Annotated in this window: 16 protein-coding genes and 1 rRNA gene; 4 read left to right on the forward strand and 13 right to left on the reverse strand. The window is 33.1% G+C overall.

The genetic code is table 11. The annotated features are described in order from the left end of the window. The 4 genes from B0E44_RS09960 to B0E44_RS09975 all read right to left on the reverse strand — a co-directional run. A 16S ribosomal RNA gene (locus B0E44_RS09960) occupies positions 1–176 on the reverse strand; the annotation flags it as partial. Between the two features lie 27 nt (positions 177–203). Further along, entirely contained in the window at positions 204–428 is a 225-nt protein-coding gene (locus B0E44_RS09965; RefSeq protein WP_077370378.1) for a hypothetical protein, read from the reverse strand. 494 nt (positions 429–922) lie between these two features. Next, the gene (locus B0E44_RS09970; RefSeq protein ID WP_077373854.1) at positions 923–2158 is read right to left on the reverse strand and encodes an ABC transporter permease; all 1236 of its coding nucleotides are present in this window, start codon (positions 2156–2158) and stop codon (positions 923–925) included. A gap of 106 nt (positions 2159–2264) precedes the next feature. Continuing rightward, on the reverse strand, positions 2265–2759 hold the full coding sequence (locus tag B0E44_RS09975) for a YkgJ family cysteine cluster protein (protein WP_077373857.1): 495 nt from the start codon (positions 2757–2759) through the stop codon (positions 2265–2267). A gap of 74 nt (positions 2760–2833) precedes the next feature. Between B0E44_RS09975 and B0E44_RS09980 the strand changes: the two genes are divergently transcribed. Continuing rightward, positions 2834–3541: a bifunctional 2-polyprenyl-6-hydroxyphenol methylase/3-demethylubiquinol 3-O-methyltransferase UbiG gene (locus tag B0E44_RS09980; RefSeq protein WP_077373860.1), complete on the forward strand. Its 708-nt coding sequence runs from the start codon at positions 2834–2836 to the stop codon at positions 3539–3541. Positions 3542–3564: 23 nt separating this feature from the next. Beyond that, on the forward strand, positions 3565–4107 hold the full coding sequence (locus B0E44_RS09985) for a YfiT family bacillithiol transferase (protein ID WP_077373863.1): 543 nt from the start codon (positions 3565–3567) through the stop codon (positions 4105–4107). Between the two features lie 84 nt (positions 4108–4191). Here the strand turns inward: B0E44_RS09985 and B0E44_RS09990 are convergent, their stop codons facing one another. The 8 genes from B0E44_RS09990 to B0E44_RS10030 form a co-directional block, all read right to left on the reverse strand. Continuing rightward, positions 4192–4590 (reverse strand): energy transducer TonB, encoded by a 399-nt coding sequence (locus tag B0E44_RS09990; protein WP_077373866.1) that lies wholly within the window; start codon positions 4588–4590, stop codon positions 4192–4194. Positions 4591–4982: 392 nt separating this feature from the next. Next, complete coding sequence (locus tag B0E44_RS09995; RefSeq protein WP_077373869.1) at positions 4983–5615, reverse strand: 7-carboxy-7-deazaguanine synthase QueE; 633 nt, start codon at positions 5613–5615, stop codon at positions 4983–4985. A 179-nt stretch (positions 5616–5794) separates the two neighbouring features. Further along, a complete protein-coding gene (locus B0E44_RS10000) occupies positions 5795–7468 on the reverse strand; it encodes a lipopolysaccharide assembly protein LapB (RefSeq protein ID WP_077373872.1) in 1674 nt (557 codons plus the stop codon). 20 nt (positions 7469–7488) lie between these two features. Further along, on the reverse strand, positions 7489–8412 hold the full coding sequence (locus B0E44_RS10005; protein ID WP_077373874.1) for a PstS family phosphate ABC transporter substrate-binding protein: 924 nt from the start codon (positions 8410–8412) through the stop codon (positions 7489–7491). A 232-nt stretch (positions 8413–8644) separates the two neighbouring features. Then, the gene (locus B0E44_RS10015) at positions 8645–9442 is read right to left on the reverse strand and encodes an energy transducer TonB (RefSeq protein ID WP_077373880.1); all 798 of its coding nucleotides are present in this window, start codon (positions 9440–9442) and stop codon (positions 8645–8647) included. A 31-nt stretch (positions 9443–9473) separates the two neighbouring features. Then, entirely contained in the window at positions 9474–10043 is a 570-nt protein-coding gene (locus tag B0E44_RS10020) for a biopolymer transporter ExbD (protein WP_077373884.1), read from the reverse strand. Positions 10044–10062: 19 nt separating this feature from the next. Next, positions 10063–10686 carry a biopolymer transporter ExbD gene (locus B0E44_RS10025; protein WP_077373887.1) on the reverse strand — a complete coding sequence of 208 codons (624 nt, stop codon included), beginning with the start codon at positions 10684–10686 and terminating at the stop codon, positions 10063–10065. A gap of 43 nt (positions 10687–10729) precedes the next feature. Beyond that, a complete protein-coding gene (locus B0E44_RS10030; protein WP_077373890.1) occupies positions 10730–11554 on the reverse strand; it encodes a MotA/TolQ/ExbB proton channel family protein in 825 nt (274 codons plus the stop codon). Positions 11555–11920: 366 nt separating this feature from the next. On the opposite strand from B0E44_RS10030, the gene B0E44_RS10035 reads away from it, so the two are divergent. Continuing rightward, a complete protein-coding gene (locus B0E44_RS10035) occupies positions 11921–13429 on the forward strand; it encodes a helicase HerA-like domain-containing protein (RefSeq protein WP_077373893.1) in 1509 nt (502 codons plus the stop codon). 6 nt (positions 13430–13435) lie between these two features. Continuing rightward, positions 13436–13882, forward strand: a complete 447-nt coding sequence (locus tag B0E44_RS10040) for a DUF4440 domain-containing protein (RefSeq protein WP_077373896.1) — start codon at positions 13436–13438, stop codon at positions 13880–13882. A gap of 2 nt (positions 13883–13884) precedes the next feature. Here B0E44_RS10040 and B0E44_RS10045 read toward each other — a convergent pair whose 3' ends face one another. Next, a complete protein-coding gene (locus tag B0E44_RS10045; protein WP_077373899.1) occupies positions 13885–16242 on the reverse strand; it encodes a penicillin acylase family protein in 2358 nt (785 codons plus the stop codon). Positions 16243–16262 lie beyond the last annotated feature (20 nt).

Below are 16262 nucleotides of genomic sequence, written 5' to 3' on the forward strand. Positions count from 1 at the left end.
ATACTATGAGGTATTAATCCAAATTTCTCTGGGCTATCCCTCTGTAAAAGGTAGATTGCATACGCGTTACGCACCCGTGCGCCGGTCTCTAGTCCCGAAGAACTATACCCCTCGACTTGCATGTGTTAAGCCTGCCGCTAGCGTTCATCCTGAGCCAGGATCAAACTCTTCATCGTATATTGTTTGCTTAATTAATTAAGCTATTAATTTTTGACTGAAGGTCTAGTGGTTATTCTCAAATCTTCCGATTCTATTACTCTTATTTTATTTGTTCCGATTTGCATCGGAACGGCTGTCAATTCAATATGTCTAGGAACGTGTTCTTCTTTATTCTTATACGCTAGTCTTTCGATTAGCGGGTGCAAAAGTACAAAGCTTTTTCTTTTCTCACAAGCTTTTTTTAATCTTTTTTGAAAATAAATTTTCAATCTCAATTCGTTTGCTTGTCAGTGTGTGAAAGAACTTGTGCGTTGTTGCGGGTGCAAAAGTAGCTAGTTTATTCGTTTAAACAATGGCTTTTTACATTTATTTTACTTTAATTTTACATTTATTTTTTAATGCATTGATATATCGAAATTTACACATCCCCTTTTTTATCGATTTCTAAATTTCAATAAGCCATTTCTGATAATTTAATCAGTTTTGTTCCTTTTTGGTTTGTTTTAGGGATGTTGATGCTTTAGAAAATGTGATAAGAATGGATTTATGCGGATCTTTCTTTTTTCAAACCACATCTCCTATTATATAAGGAGTGGATTTCCTTCTGCAAATGTATCTCCTAATATAAGGTGTAAATCTTTTTGTTTCTTTCTTGCGGAAACTTATGCCTTAGCCCAGATGGAAGCGGCATCCTGTTGTCCCGGGGTTCGGGACAACAGATATAGTGCACAGCTGGAAATAGCTCCTGAATATTTAAATGAATTTAATCAAAACGAATTGCTTTCACAGGGGAAATTTTGGTTATTATGTACGATGGAATCAATAGTACCAAGGCACAAATCGTGACTGTAAGCAGATTTAGAGCCAAGATATAACCCAGATTAAGATACACAGGTGCTTGATTGACATAATAATTTTCGGGATTGAGTTTTATAACGCCGAAATGCTGCTGGATTAACAACAAAGAGATTCCAATTAAATTACCCCAAAACAAACCTCTTACTATAAGGTAAAAGGCATTGTAAAGGAATATTTTCCTAACAGACCAATTGTTAGCTCCTAATGCTTTTAGAATTCCAATCATTTGAGTTCGTTCCAAAATAAGAACCAATAAGGCCACAACCATATTTATCGTTGCCACGAGTATCATTACGACTAATATCACTATAATATTGAAATCGAAAAGCTGCAACCACTCGAATATGTAACTGTATTTTTCAATAATTGTTTTGCTGTCCAGAGTAGAAGATGTCTTTTTATACACTTGATCCCCGGTTTCCTTTATAGTATTGAAATCTTTCGCGAAAACCTCAAAAGCTCCAATTTGGTTTGGGGTCCATTTATTGATTCGCTGTATGTGTCGAATGTCCCCTATTATATAAGTAGCATCAAATTGTTGAAATCCTGAATTGAAAATCCCAGAAATTTTGAATCTTCGAACATTCGGTAATTGATTTTGATCTTCTTTTATAAAAAAAGTATTAAAAGAGTCACCTACTTTTAAACTCAGCCTGTTGGCAAGAAATTGAGAAATCACCACTTCTTGAGTGACATTTTTAGAAAAATTAGGCAATTTCCCTGAAACGATATACTCCTTTATATTTCCCCACTGATAATCATTCCCCACCCCTTTGAAAATTATTCCCTCAAACGCAGTTTCTGTTCTGATTATTCCTGCTTTACTGGCTATTGCCTGAACATGACCTACTCCAGGAACAGAATTGAAATTTGGATAAAAATCTTGATTTTTTTCAATGGGCAATAATGTAATCTCGGACTGGTTATTGTCATAGTTTGAAATAATGATATGACCGTTGAAAGCGGCTATCTTTTCCCTTATTTTATTTTGCAGACCTATCCCAGTAGCTACCGACACAATCATCATAATCATTCCAATTGCAATTGCTGATATTGCAATGTTTATTATAGGTGCTGATATACTGCTTTTATAATCTTTGGCAGTAATGAGTCTTTTAGCAATAAAGTATTCTAAATTCAAATTGATTTATTTTGAGGAACTGAACAAATATACATAAACTTTCATTTAACGCTTTGTTACTCGTTTTGGTTAACTTCAAATTGGCAATGATATCTGAAAGCAGTAATTAGAGTGGCAATCTTTTTTTCATCTCTTCAACAATATTGAAAGCAGCTGGACAAATAGCAACATTCTTAAGTGTTAAATCAGTAATTTGCTGAAACTTTTTACGATCTGTATGAGGAAATTCTCTGCAGGCTTTTGGACGCACATCATATATCATACAAGCATTCTCATTATCCAAAAAAGTACAGGGAACACTTTGCAGCACATAATCTTTATCCTCATCGACACGCAAATATTGCTCTATAAACTGTTGTGGTTTTTGCCTCAAAGATTTAGAAATACGCTCAATGTCGGCCAAAGTAAATAATGGCCCGGTGGTTTTACAACAATTGGCACATTTTAAACAATCCGTTTTTTTGAATTCGGCATCGTGAATATCCTGCATTACATAGTCCAAATTCTTAGGCGTTTTCTTTTTTAGCTTATCGAAATACTTTTTGTTTTCGATATGCTTATCTTTGGCTAGTTTTCCTAATTCGTTTAAAGCTGGTTTCAAATCTGAAATTTGTTGATGATTTCGCAAAAGTACTAAACTTTAAACTCGGAAATTTAAACTTGAAACTAAATTTTATGAAAGACCTTTTCGGAAAAGCGATACTTGATTATCAAACCAACAACCATCCTGAAGATTTAATAACCGAAACTTCGATTTCTGAAGAAGACGAAATGAGTGTTGCCTATCTTTTTAGAAGCTATGACGAAATGCCAAAAATTGAACAAAAAGCATTGCAACTAGCAAAAGGAAAAACACTCGATGTGGGATGCGGAGCCGGGAGTCATAGTCTAACTTTGCAAAATGACAGAAATCTCGATGTAACTTCAATTGATATTTCAGAAAATGCAATTCAAGCCTGCAAACTTCGCGGCTTGAAGAATGCAAGAGTTCAAGACTTAATGACATTGGAAAACGAAAAATTCGACACCATTTTATTACTAATGAATGGAACAGGAATATTTGGAAAACTAAAAGAAACGCCCAACTTTTTGCAAAAACTAAAAACCCTTTTAAATCCTAACGGTCAAATTCTCATTGATTCTTCAGACATTATCTATATGTTTGACGAAGATGAAGACGGCGGCAAATGGATCCCTTCAGATAACGAATATTATGGAGAAACCATTTTTAACATCTCCTACAAAGGGGAAAAAGAATTACCTTTAGAATGGTTATTCTTAGATTATAACACGCTACAAAATGTAGCTTTCGCCAATGGACTCAAGTGCGAACTAATTCTTGAAGGAGAACATTATGACTATTTGGCTAAGCTTTCTATTTGATCAAAAACTAAATAAAAAATAAAATGGAAAATCCTGAATTAGAAAAATTACAATACCCAATAGGAAAATATACAGCGCCAGATGAATATTCGGCTGAATTCATCAAAGGGGCAATTTATCAAATTGCAACATTCCCAGAAAGACTTAAACAAGAAGTAATATATCTGAACGAGGAACAATTAGACACACCTTATCGAAAAGAGGGATGGACTATTCGACAAGTAATACACCACTGTGGTGACAGCCACATGAATTGCTATATACGATTGAAATGGGCACTAACTGAAGAAATTCCAATAATAAAATATTACTACGAAGATCGGTGGTCTCGTTTGGAAGACAATTTAACTATGCCTATTACCCCCTCTTTACTATTATTAGAAGGACTACATTATAGGTTGGCCTATTTGATGAGTAGTTTAAACGCAAACGACTTAAAAAAATCCTTTATACACCCAGAGCACAATAAAGAAATACAGATTAAAGAACTTATCGGACTTTATGCATGGCACAGTAATCACCATTTAGCGCATATAACAGAACTTAAAAAGAGAAAAGGCTGGTAAAAACAATTGTAGCAAGTCCACAAAACAAAAAAAAGCCAAATAGCAAACAAAATTTGGCTTTTTCTAAAATCAATAACTTTCGAATTATCCCTGACTTGCAATTTTTATAGGCAACTCATAAAGAACTCTAACCTTCTTGCCCCTATTCTCACCTGATGACCATTTAGGAGATGAAGAAATTACTCTTTTAGCTTCGGCTCCAGTTCCTTCACCAAGATCTTTCACAACCTTTACATTAGTAATTGAACCGTCAATTTCAATAATGAAAGCAATTTTCAAAGTACCTCCATTCCCTTCGTAATCAGGTATTTTAAAATTTTTACCAATATAACTCATCAACTCATTGTTTCCTCCTGGAAACTCAGGCCTAATTTCCACCTCTTCAAAATTATAGGGGGCATCATCAATGTAAGTAGCTGTTGCTTGTGCTGAGGCAAAACTAACAATAAACAAAGTTATTGCTGAAAATAGAATTTTTTTCATAAGCTTTTCTTATTTAAATATGTTTCTCAAAATTTAAAAAACACCGTAGGTTCTTTAGTAAATATATAAAAAAATACATGAATAAAAATCAAAAACATAAAAAAACCCCGCTAAAAATATCATATTATTACAGCAAGAAATAAGTCATTATATATGAGAGAGTTACAAAACAAAGAACAAAAATAAGATAAATTTTAACAAGAAAACCAATCAACACACATAACCACCTCCAAACCAGCGAATAAGTTTTTATTTACATCAAATACAAAAAAAATTGTCGCAAATAAATATACCTGCCACCATTTATATCAAATAAGCGAAATTAAATTAATACTATTCGCAAAAATTAGTTATAAATGGTGGCAGGTATAAAATTATACACCGATAAAATTTTATGGAATATTTAAATATTTATGAGTTTGAAGTGAAACACGCCATTTAGGGTTATTCATAACATATTCTACAATCAAAGGAGTCATTTCTTCTTTTTTACTCCATTCTGGCTGAAGAAAAAGAATTGCTTTGGGATTCACTTTTTCAGCTTGTTCCTCTGCAAAAATAAAATCATGCTTATTGTATATAATAACTTTAAGTTCATTTGCATTGTCATAAACAGTTTGGGTAGGTAATTTATTTTTCTTTGGTGAAAGACAAATCCAATCCCAGTTTCCGCTTAAAGGATAAGCTCCTGAAGTTTCTATATGAACTTTTAAACCATTTTCCTTTAACCTCTGTGTTAAAGGCGCCATATCCCACATTAAAGGCTCGCCTCCTGTAACAACAATTGTATCTGCATACTTGGCAGCATTATCCACTATTCGATCAATCTTAGTGGGTGGGTGCAATTCGGCATTCCAACTCTCCTTGACATCGCACCAATGACAACCAACATCACATCCCCCTACTCTAATAAAATATGCAGCTGTGCCAGTATGAAACCCTTCTCCTTGAATTGTATAAAATTCTTCCATAAGAGGAAGCATGGTTCCTTTATTGACTTCTAATTGAACTTCTTTAGATAACATTATATAAATTTAAGGCACAAAGATAAGGAATTAAAAGAAACCTCAAGAAATGTAGCTTTACAAGAATATTATAACATATTTATGATAATAAAAAACACAAAATGAAAATGAGAAAATAGATAAAAAAAAAGAGGCTGTCTAATAGTATAGACAGCCGCTTTTAAGCAATTTAAATAATATTATTTTAAAGATTTCAATGAATCAAGTGCATACTGATTAGCTGGATCCAAAGTCAATGTTTTATTAAAATACTCAATTGCTTTTGCTTTGTCAGTATTTGCATAACTAGCAGCAGAAGTATTATAACTTTCAATTATTTTTTTAACAGTTGCTGGTTTTGCCAACTCTTCAGGTCCTTTTTCAGTAACAACACTTACATAGTCATTGTAATACTTAATAGTCATTTCATCATTTTCCAATAAACTATTCGTTCTAGCTCTATATAAATAAGCATCCTGAGTTTTTGGAGATGCCTCGATAACCGCAGCATAAGCTAGATCAGCTCTTTGCAAAGCTATTGGATCTGGTTTCACAACATCTTTTCTAGTATTATCAAAATACAAGCTATTACCCAAGTAAAAATTATCTAAAGTATGATTTTTAGACTCTTTATTAGCCACTGCTATTTCATACACTGCAGCTGCTTGCTTGAACAACTTTAGTTCATATAATTTTTTTCCAATATCACTGATATTTAATGCCAAACCATTTGCATCCATTTCAGCAGATTTTTTCACATCAAGAATTCCACTATCAAACAAAGCATTATCAACAGCTTTACCATCTTCACCAACAGCCATTTTTATTTTAGCAAACCCTAATGTTTGATAATCCATTGCAATAATTTTGTTAGATGGATTAGCTATAAAAGATTCCAAAGACTTAATCGCAACTTCATAATTTCCATTTTGAAATGCTGAAATTCCTAAATAACGAAGAATTCTTGGATTTACTTTATCCAACTCTACCATTTTATTGGCTTCAGCTTCTAATGCTTTAAACTCTCCTGCAAGAACTAAAAAGTCAGCATGACGCATTCTTGAACTAAGAGAATAGTCTGTTAAATTCATGTATTTTTCATAATTTACAAGAGCTTTATCTACATAAACTCTGTATTTAGAAGGCTCGTTTCTTCCCCACAAATAATAAGTTTCAGCTAATTCACGATATACAGGTCCATAGTTTGCATTTATAGCGATCACTTCATCAAAAGCTTTTATAGCTTCTGTATAAGCTTTAGCTCCTTTTAACAAAACTCCCAATTGCATTTTAGCTCTAATCAAAGTATTATCACTAGTATAAGCATTTCGATAAGCAGAATAAGCTTCATTTTGGTTCTTATCACCAAAATATGCATTTCCAAGAGCCAAATTCAACTGAGCATCTTGAGGGCTAATCAATTTCGCTTTATTCAAAACTTCAATTGCTTTTTTATAATCTGGCTTCAAAGAATATGTATAAGCTCTACCAATAAACAAGTACTCTTCAATATCTTTCTTTTTTAAATCTTTGGTAGCTAAAGCAAATTTTTCTTCAGCAGCAGCAGTATTACCATTATCAAGTTCGATCAGACCAAAACCAATATTATTCAATCTTGCACCTTCGGTACCAGCCAATCCCTTTTGATAATAAATTTTAGCAGAATCAATATAGTTTTGCAACAAATAAACATTTCCTAAATAAAATGCAGCTGTCCCATTAGTTGGTTTTGCATTTATTATAGATTTTAAAATTGTTTTTGCGCTTTCAAATTGTTCAGCATCAATTGCTTTTTTTGCTTGATTAAGATCTTGCGCTTGGCTTGTCGCCGCTATAGCCAATAAAGCAATACTTAAAACTTTAACTTTGTTCATCTTCATTAAATTAATTTATTTTATTTCTTTTCCTTAGTCGATTGACTGCGTATTATATTTAATTTTCTGGTTGGTATTTGATAAGGTAACAAGCCTGATTTTAAAACAATTCTTTGTCCAATATCTCCAGCCATAAAAGAAGCAATTCCCATACCTAAACCAGTAGATCCTTGACAATTGACTATATACAACTCTCTTAATAAAGGATAAGTTCCTTCGGCAAAATTATTTTGCGAAGGTGCATAATATCCTTCCCTATCTAAACCTTTAACATTTAAAACATTAACATTATCAATAACGGAGTTCATAGAAGCAACAGGCTGTGATAACCAATTTACACCAACTACACCAATCATTCCATCATTTTCAGAAACAAATTTCAAAACTTCATTATTCGTCTTAAAAGTGTATACATCTTTAGCTGCTAATCCATTTGTCCCAGCTAAATTATTCATATAACTAACAGTACTTGAGTTAGGATTATCAAAAACTAAACCTTTAATTTTTGAACTTCTTTCTCCTTTCATGAATCCAATAACATCTTTCAAGGCTATCAAAGTATCATTACTTGACTTATTAGTAACAAAAGCTATGCCGTCAATCGCAAATTTAGTTATTTTAGGAACTATTTTACTTTGTTCGAAAATATTTAACTCTTTCTTGGTCAAATTTCTTGCAATTACAGCGATTTTAGCCTCTTTTTTAAACAACGAATTTAGAATTTCAGTTTCAGATTTAGAAATTAAAGTAAACTTTGCATCGTACTTACTTTCAAAAACCATTACCTGATCTTCCATAATTGGCGTAATTGTCTCATCTACATAAATAGTAGCTTTGCCTTTTAAAATTGTTTCTTCACTTGTATCTTTACTTTCATTTTTTTTACAATTAAAAAAAATGAAAACAAATAATCCCAAAACAACATAAACATTAAATCTAGACATAATTATTCCTTATTAGCATTATAAACACGGAAAAAACGGATAATTGAATATGCAATTAATACAACGCCAAGAGCAACTCTATATTGCATTTGCATGTTAAAAGGAAATTTTTTCCAAAAGATAACCATAAGACCTAAAAAAAAATAAGCCACAAAAACCAAAATGGTTATAATAAGAAGAAATCGCTCAATAAGCGATTTCTTCTTCAAATTATTAAATAAACTATTTAACATTACTCTGCTGATTGAATAGTAATTGGAAGAGAATATAGTACTCTCACTTTTTTACCATTTTGCTCACCTGGAAGCCATTTAGGGCATTTGTTCAAAACTCTAATCGCTTCTTTACCTGTACCATAACCAATATCTCTTACAACTTTGATATCTGTTAATGATCCATCCTTTTCAACAACGAAAGTTACATAAACTTTACCTTTAAGACCTTCCTCTTCTGGTGCATTGTAGTTTTTACCAACAAATTGATAAAACTTCTCAATACCTCCTGGGAATTCAGGTTTTTGCTCAATTCCTGCCAATGAGTGAACACTTGTGTCTTCCTCAATAACTTCTACAACTGGTCCATTTCCTACTTCCTCTACAGTAAGTGGAGCATCTGGATCTCCTTTGATAGTTTCAGCACCCGTTTTTTTGTCTTTGATATCATCCATTTTTGGTGGATCCTCAGTAACTTCTTCAGCCTTAGCAACAACAGGTTTAACAAATTTAACCTGATCTTGTTTAGGTGGTGGTGGTGGTGGTGGTGCAAGATCTTTTACATCTTCCACTTTCTTCTTAGGAGGTAACTTTACTGCAGTAATCTTGATATCGGTATCAACTTCCTCTCCACCTTCTGGCAAGTAGCTCGCAATAAGCGGAGCACTAACAGCTAGACTAAAAAGAACACTACCAATGACAAGCGCACGCATAGAAGTCTTGCGATTCGATTTTCTTAGTTCGTAAGCTCCGTAAAGCTTATTACGTCCTTCGAAAACGATCTCAATCCATTGATTTTTTATTAAATCTAATTTCATTTTTTATAATTATTAGGTTATTAGTAAAAAATTATTTTTTTACTTCTAACAATTTTTGTTCTTCCGGTGAAAATTCAGGTACAATAGCATATGATCCTGTAGCATTTACGCCAACAATTGCCATTTCATCCAAAACATCAACCAAATTACGATAAGTTGATTTTTTACTTGGTTTAATGATTACAATCATACCGTCTTTTGGCTTCCCTTTAGCAGTTGAATATTGTTTTACCAATTCCATTCTTGCTATTAATTCTTTACGAATCCCATCTTTACCGTAAGTAAAATCTTTTGGAGCCGCGAGCGGTTTGTCCAACATTCCTACATAACGAACCAATTTACCGTTCTCTCCAAGCAATAAAGTCATCGTACGATTCTCATCTACTTTAATATTAGTTTGAGGAGTATCATCTTTTTCTTTATCTGGCAACGTCAAATCCATCGATTGAGGTTTAGACAACGTAGTGGTAAGCATAAAGAAAGTGATTAATAAGAAAGCCAAATCCACCATGGCAGTTAAATCTACCTTTGAGTTTTGTTTTTTACTTCTTACTTTGCCACCTTTTCCGCCTCCACCGCCGTCGGTATTTAATTCAGCCATTTTAGTGTGTCTTTTTTAATTAAAAATTCTTTCCTCTTAAACCTGTAACCAAATTAAAGCTATTGACCTTTTGATCTTGCAAAATATCCATTACTTGTTTGATTGCAGGATATTGCTCCTTGGCATCTCCTTTGATTGCAAAATTCAATTCCTTGTCATTAACCTCAATATTTGCTTTGCGCGAATATAAAATCCAATCTTTCAACTGATTGTCCAAAGAATCCTTAGGTATTCCAGGCTGACCTGCTTTACTTCTATCTGAGCCTTTCATATTCAAAATTGTTTTTAAATTTTGAATTGGCACACCAAAACTTTCCATTAATCCAAATTCCTCTGATTCTTTTTCAGTAAAAGCAAGATTATATTTATCAGCCATAAATTCAAGTGCTTTTTTACGAACATCTTTTCCTTTTAGGTCAAAAAATACAGCAGTTTTACCGTTAGCCTTACCAATTGTCAAAGTAGACAAATTATCAGCGGGTAATTTTGTTTGCACAGTAGACTGTGGAGTATCAACTGGTAATACTTCAGGTGTTTTAGCAGTGGCAGTCAAAATAAAGAACGTAAGCAAAAGAAACGCAACATCACACATCGCCGTCATATCGGTAGATGTGGACTTTTTTTTCATTTTTATTTTAGCCATTATATATGTCTATTATTTTGATAAAATATTATCAAAAATTAATTTATTGTTTTAAACTACCTCTGAAGTGTCTGTAAGTATTTACAATTGTAGTTCCAGCTTCGTCAATTGAATAAGTTAAATCATCAATTTTTGAAGTAAAGAAGTTATAAGCAACAATCGCAGCAATAGAAGTAGAGATACCTGTAGCAGTGTTAATCAATGCCTCAGAGATACCTACAGCAAGTGCAGCTTGATCTGGAGTTCCTGCAGTTGCCAAAGCTCCAAACGCTTTAATCATCCCAGATACCGTTCCTAATAATCCTCCAAGTGTTCCTAAAGATACCAAAGAAGAAATAATAGTCATATTTTTTTCCAACATTGGCATTTCAAGAGAAGTAACCTCTTCAATTTCCTTGTGAATAACTTCAGAAGCCTCTTCACTATTGAATCCTTCTTTTTTAACTTCTTGGTACTTAACTAACGCAGATTTAATTGCATTTGCAACAGAACCTTGTTGTTTATCACATGAAACAATTGCTCCTTCAATATCTCCAGCTTTGATACTTACTTGGATTGCTTTCATGAATTTATCTAAATTTCCTTTACCAGCAGCTTTTGCAATTACAAAAAATCTTTCAAGAGAAAACACAATAACCATTAATAACATACCTAATAATACAGGTACTATAAATCCTCCTTTGTAAACTTGACCTAATGTATTCAACGGGTGCCCCTTTTCAATATCTCCACCTTCAAAATTCGAAGGATCTCCCATCACTTGAGACCAAATTAACCAACCTACAAATACACATAATGCAATAATAATCCCTGAAACCATTCCTCCTCCGTTTGAAGTGCTTTCTTTTTTAACTTTAACGTTTGCCATTTTTTTTAAATTTTAAATATTTATTTTAGTTTTAATAAACTTGTATAGGAGCAAATTTAATTTTTTAGTTGAAATAAAAAAACTTTTTTTTAAGTAATCTTACAATTTATTTTATCCTCAAAACAGAACTACATCGTTTTTTAAGAATATTAAACCATTTTATATAACAATTTATTCTAAAAATTTACAAATAAAAGCTATTTTAAGTATTCTCAATATTTTTATTCAAAAAAAGACCTAAATTACAAAAACAAGCAAATTTATCGGATTAACAATCATTTGTGATATTTTATTACAGAAAACACTTAATTAATGATTTGATAAAAAATTAATATCTTGCAGTAGATTTTAACACCCACACAAGAAATGAGCAAAAAAGAAAATTTTATTCAGCAAATAAACGAAGGCTATCTATCACGAGGAGAGAGCATAACACTAGGCGGAGCCATTCTTGACGGCGAAACAATATCAGATGCATTTGTAAAAATTCCACTAAAAACATTGAATAGACATGGCCTAATTGCCGGCGCTACAGGAACAGGGAAAACAAAAACCATTCAAGTTCTATCAGAACAACTTTCCTCTTTTGGTATTCCGGTATTGATGATGGACATAAAAGGCGATTTTAGTGGCGTTGCAAAGGAAGGTGAAGAAAAAGACTTTATAAAAGAGCGCCACACTAAAATGAATATCCCTTATTCTATATCCAGTTTTCCTGTAGAATTATTATCGCTTTCCAAACAAGATGGTGTTCGTCTTCGATCTACGGTTTCCGAATTTGGCCCTGTTCTCTTTTCCAGAATTTTAGATTTAAATGATACACAGGCGGGAGTAGTTTCGGTTATATTTAAATATTGTGATGACAATAAAATGCCATTATTGGATTTAAAGGACATTAAGAAAGTCATTAATTATATCACCGATGAGGGAAAAGACGAAATCGAAGAAAGCTATGGCAAAATTTCGACTTCCACTACTGGAACCATTTTAAGAAAAATAATCGAGCTGGAACAACAGGGAGGCGATTTGTTTTTTGGAGAATTGTCTTTTGAAATCGACGATTTACTTCGGATTGACGAGAATGGAAAAGGCTACATTAATATCATACGACTAACAGACATTCAAGACAAGCCTAAATTATTCTCCACATTCATGTTGAGTTTACTTGCCGAAATATACCAACAAATGCCTGAAAAAGGAGATGCAGACCAACCCGAATTAGTTATTTTTATTGACGAAGCTCATTTAATTTTTAATGAAGCCAGCAAAGCATTATTAGAACAGATAGAGACCATCGTAAAATTAATTCGTTCCAAAGGAATTGGCGTTTATTTTATTACCCAAAATCCAATGGATATTCCAAGTGGTGTTTTGGCACAACTAGGATTAAAGATACAACACGCTTTAAGAGCATTCACAGCCAATGACAGGCAGGCAATCAAACAATCGGCAGATAACTATCCAACGTCCGAATTTTATAAAACAGACGAAGTATTAACTAGTTTGGGAATTGGCGAAGCCTTTGTAACAGCATTAAGCGAAAAAGGAATACCAACTCCGCTTGTAGCGACCATGATGCGTGCTCCAATGAGTCGAATGGATGTTTTAACTGATTCTGAAATTGAAGAAATCAATTCTAAATCCAAACTAGTCAAAAAGTACAATGAAGTACTTGACCGCGAAAGCGCTTATGAGATGCTCAATAAAAAAATTGAATCAGCTCAAGAGCAAGCTGTACTTCCTGAAGAAAAAAAACCAGAAAGCAACGAGCCAAGTACGGCAAGTGTCGTTACAAAATCGGTTTTGAAAGTCGTTACCAGTGCCACTTTTATAAGAGGGGCATTTGGAATACTGTCTAAAATTTTTAAAAAATAATTCTTAATGAAAAATATCTTCAACCTATTTATTATTCTATTAGTTCTTAATGGTTGCACTCCAAAGCCAAAACCTGAAAATTTAACCTATGTCAAATTACAGATCGTCAAAACAGAAAAGGACTTTGAAAAATTGGTTGCCGAAAAAGGAATTGCCGAAGGTTTCTATCAATATGCTGATTCCAATGCCGTGATCATGAGAGAACACGACACTTTAATCATTGGCAAAGACAATATTAAAAAATATTATTTAAACCCAAAGTACCAAAATGCAAGCGTGACTTGGTCACCAGACGCGGTAACCGTTTCCGATGCTGGAGATATGGCTTCTACTTACGGAAAATATGCTTGGACTTTTAAAGATGCTTCTGGAAAGGAACAAATTTCAAAAGGTGTTTTTCATACGGTCTGGAAAAAACAAAAAGATGGTACTTGGAAATACATTTGGGATTAGGATTAGTTTTTTAGAGGAAAAAAGACAAGTTTAGTAGAAGATCCTACAATCTCCTTTTTATTCAATTTCATTTTTCTGAATTTTCCAGAATTATATAATTCTGCTTGATCTTTATAATGTGAGCTAAATGGATTCCCAGATTGTCCCGTTGGCAGAATTCCCCAACTATTTTCAATATCCGAGAAGTCGATTACTCTTCGACTTGAAGGCCCTCCTTTCACTTTATAAAATCCATCATCAACAAAATCAAAAAATTGATTATTTATAACTTCGACAGAACCTGAAACTTCAAAAGGGCCAACATTAAAAAACGGTCTTAATAACGCTAATTTCCCAATTGGATGATGATATTCTACTGAATGTACTTTTTCCCACTTCCAATTCAAAGGCGAATTACCCAATTGTTTTTCCAAAGCCACTATTGCTTCAGCAAATGATTTCGCTAAAATTTGGCTTCTGGTTTCTTTTATATTTTTTGTAGTAACATCATCCCACCATGGCGAATTTTTACTTGAAATTTGTCTGGCGACAATTTGCTTCATAACATGAGTTCCTAAAAACTGTTTGAATCCTTCATCACCCAATTCGTCCTGAAAAGTGTTTTTTAGATATAAATAAATCCATTTATTATGGATTGTGGGAGCCACATCATTCAAATTATTTGAACCATTCCATGATTTTAAAATTCGTATCGCTTCATTTTCCATTTTCGAAAGTGAATTTAAATTTAAATTCGAAATTAAACTTTTCACAACCTTGGGAGCGATACTTGATGTATTATCATTAATCATTTCACCCACAGAACTTTCATCCCAATCTGATTTTGAATCCAATAATTGTGTAATTCTTTTCGCTCTATCTTCTGGAAGATAATAGCCCGGATATTCAAAACCATCAATCGCTTCTGGCTGATTGTTTGCTGAATAAACATAATTCCAATCTGGATTGACTGCGGATGGATTTTTTGAAAAATCTAAATATTCCAAACTATCATCTTTACCATTGGCACCATCAAGTATAAAATTTGTATTCACACCGTTATTGTGTTTGTACAATTTACCGCTTGCCCACCAACCCACATTTCCTTTGGCATCGCCATACATTACATTCAATCCCGGCGCAGCAATAAGCGCAACTCCTTTTTGAAAATCGGACATTGATTTGGAATGGGAAATAGCATAAATCGCCTCAATACTTCGAATAGGTTGCTGTGTGTAAATCCAAGACATCGCAACTGGCTTAGTATTTTTCAAATCAGTCAGCAAATCATTCATAACGGGACCGTGCTGACTTACTTTTATGGTCAAATTCACATCTGAAGAATCTTTAACCTTTATTATTTTCTTTCTAATTTCATAATCTTGGAAACCATTTATGGTTTTATATTGATTATTATTTTTCGGATTATTTTCTTCTTGATAAAAATCGACATCATCATTTTCAAACATCGTCAACCCATATGCATATTCCCGATTGTGACCCAATAAAGGGAAAGGTGCGCCCGCCAAATAACAACCGTACAATTCGAAATCGGGAGTTTCTATATGAGCTTCATACCAAGTGCCGGGTTGTGAAAATCCAATATGGGGATCATTGGCAAAAATAACTTTTTTGTTTTTTGTCTTTTGCGGAGCAATTACCCAACTATTGCTCCCTACAAATGGTGCTACCGGAGATTGGTCCAAAAGCGATGCGATCGATTGTGCAATAGCTGAATATTCTTGCGTTTTCTGTTTGGAAATTTTAATTTTAGTCGCATTAAATTCTCCTTCTATACCAAAATCTTTAAGATAATCCATTCCATATTTGTTCCGAATATCTGTAAGTAGTGGATCCGTTTTTTGAGCCATTGCAAAACTAAAAGACATATATCCAAAAATATTATATACATCTTGAATGATAAACTTTTGTTTTTTAATTCCTAACAGTTGAAATTCAACTGGAGTTACACCTTCCTCAAGATATTGATTAATTCCATCCAAATAAGCCATTGTCAATTGATAGGCTTGACTCTTTTTATCCAAATTCCTTATTGCTTTTTCAGAGGCCTCCTCAATTCCCAAACCCACAAAAAATTTATCGTTCTTCAACGCAACCGAACCAAATATTTCGGACAAACGCCCTGGCACTATTCTTCTAAGCAATTCCATTTGCCATAACCGATCTTGGGCATGTACATACCCTAAAGCAATCATTGCATCTTTTGAATTTTTGGCATAAATATGAGGTACTCCAAATTCATCAAAATAAACAGTAATATCTTTTTTAATATTTTTTAAAAACAAATCGCCTTCATATTTAGGCTTTTGATAGGTTCTATAAATTAAAAATGCGCCAATTATAGCAATTAGCAAAAAAATAAATACAAATAAGGTCCAAT

Origin of the sequence: Flavobacterium sp. A45 (genome assembly GCF_002001005.1) — a bacterium.
Lineage (GTDB): Bacteria > Bacteroidota > Bacteroidia > Flavobacteriales > Flavobacteriaceae > Flavobacterium.

Coding starts and splice junctions, on each gene's coding strand:
- B0E44_RS10040 (WP_077373896.1), top strand. CDS start 13,436: ATGAAAAATATCTTCAACCTATTTATTATTCTATTAGTTCTTAATGGT.
- B0E44_RS10015 (WP_077373880.1), bottom strand. CDS start 9,442: ATGAAATTAGATTTAATAAAAAATCAATGGATTGAGATCGTTTTCGAA.
- B0E44_RS09980 (WP_077373860.1), top strand. CDS start 2,834: ATGAAAGACCTTTTCGGAAAAGCGATACTTGATTATCAAACCAACAAC.
- B0E44_RS09995 (WP_077373869.1), bottom strand. CDS start 5,615: ATGTTATCTAAAGAAGTTCAATTAGAAGTCAATAAAGGAACCATGCTT.
- B0E44_RS10035 (WP_077373893.1), top strand. CDS start 11,921: ATGAGCAAAAAAGAAAATTTTATTCAGCAAATAAACGAAGGCTATCTA.
- B0E44_RS10005 (WP_077373874.1), bottom strand. CDS start 8,412: ATGTCTAGATTTAATGTTTATGTTGTTTTGGGATTATTTGTTTTCATT.
- B0E44_RS10030 (WP_077373890.1), bottom strand. CDS start 11,554: ATGGCAAACGTTAAAGTTAAAAAAGAAAGCACTTCAAACGGAGGAGGA.
- B0E44_RS09985 (WP_077373863.1), top strand. CDS start 3,565: ATGGAAAATCCTGAATTAGAAAAATTACAATACCCAATAGGAAAATAT.
- B0E44_RS10025 (WP_077373887.1), bottom strand. CDS start 10,686: ATGGCTAAAATAAAAATGAAAAAAAAGTCCACATCTACCGATATGACG.
- B0E44_RS10020 (WP_077373884.1), bottom strand. CDS start 10,043: ATGGCTGAATTAAATACCGACGGCGGTGGAGGCGGAAAAGGTGGCAAA.
- B0E44_RS10000 (WP_077373872.1), bottom strand. CDS start 7,468: ATGAACAAAGTTAAAGTTTTAAGTATTGCTTTATTGGCTATAGCGGCG.
- B0E44_RS09990 (WP_077373866.1), bottom strand. CDS start 4,590: ATGAAAAAAATTCTATTTTCAGCAATAACTTTGTTTATTGTTAGTTTT.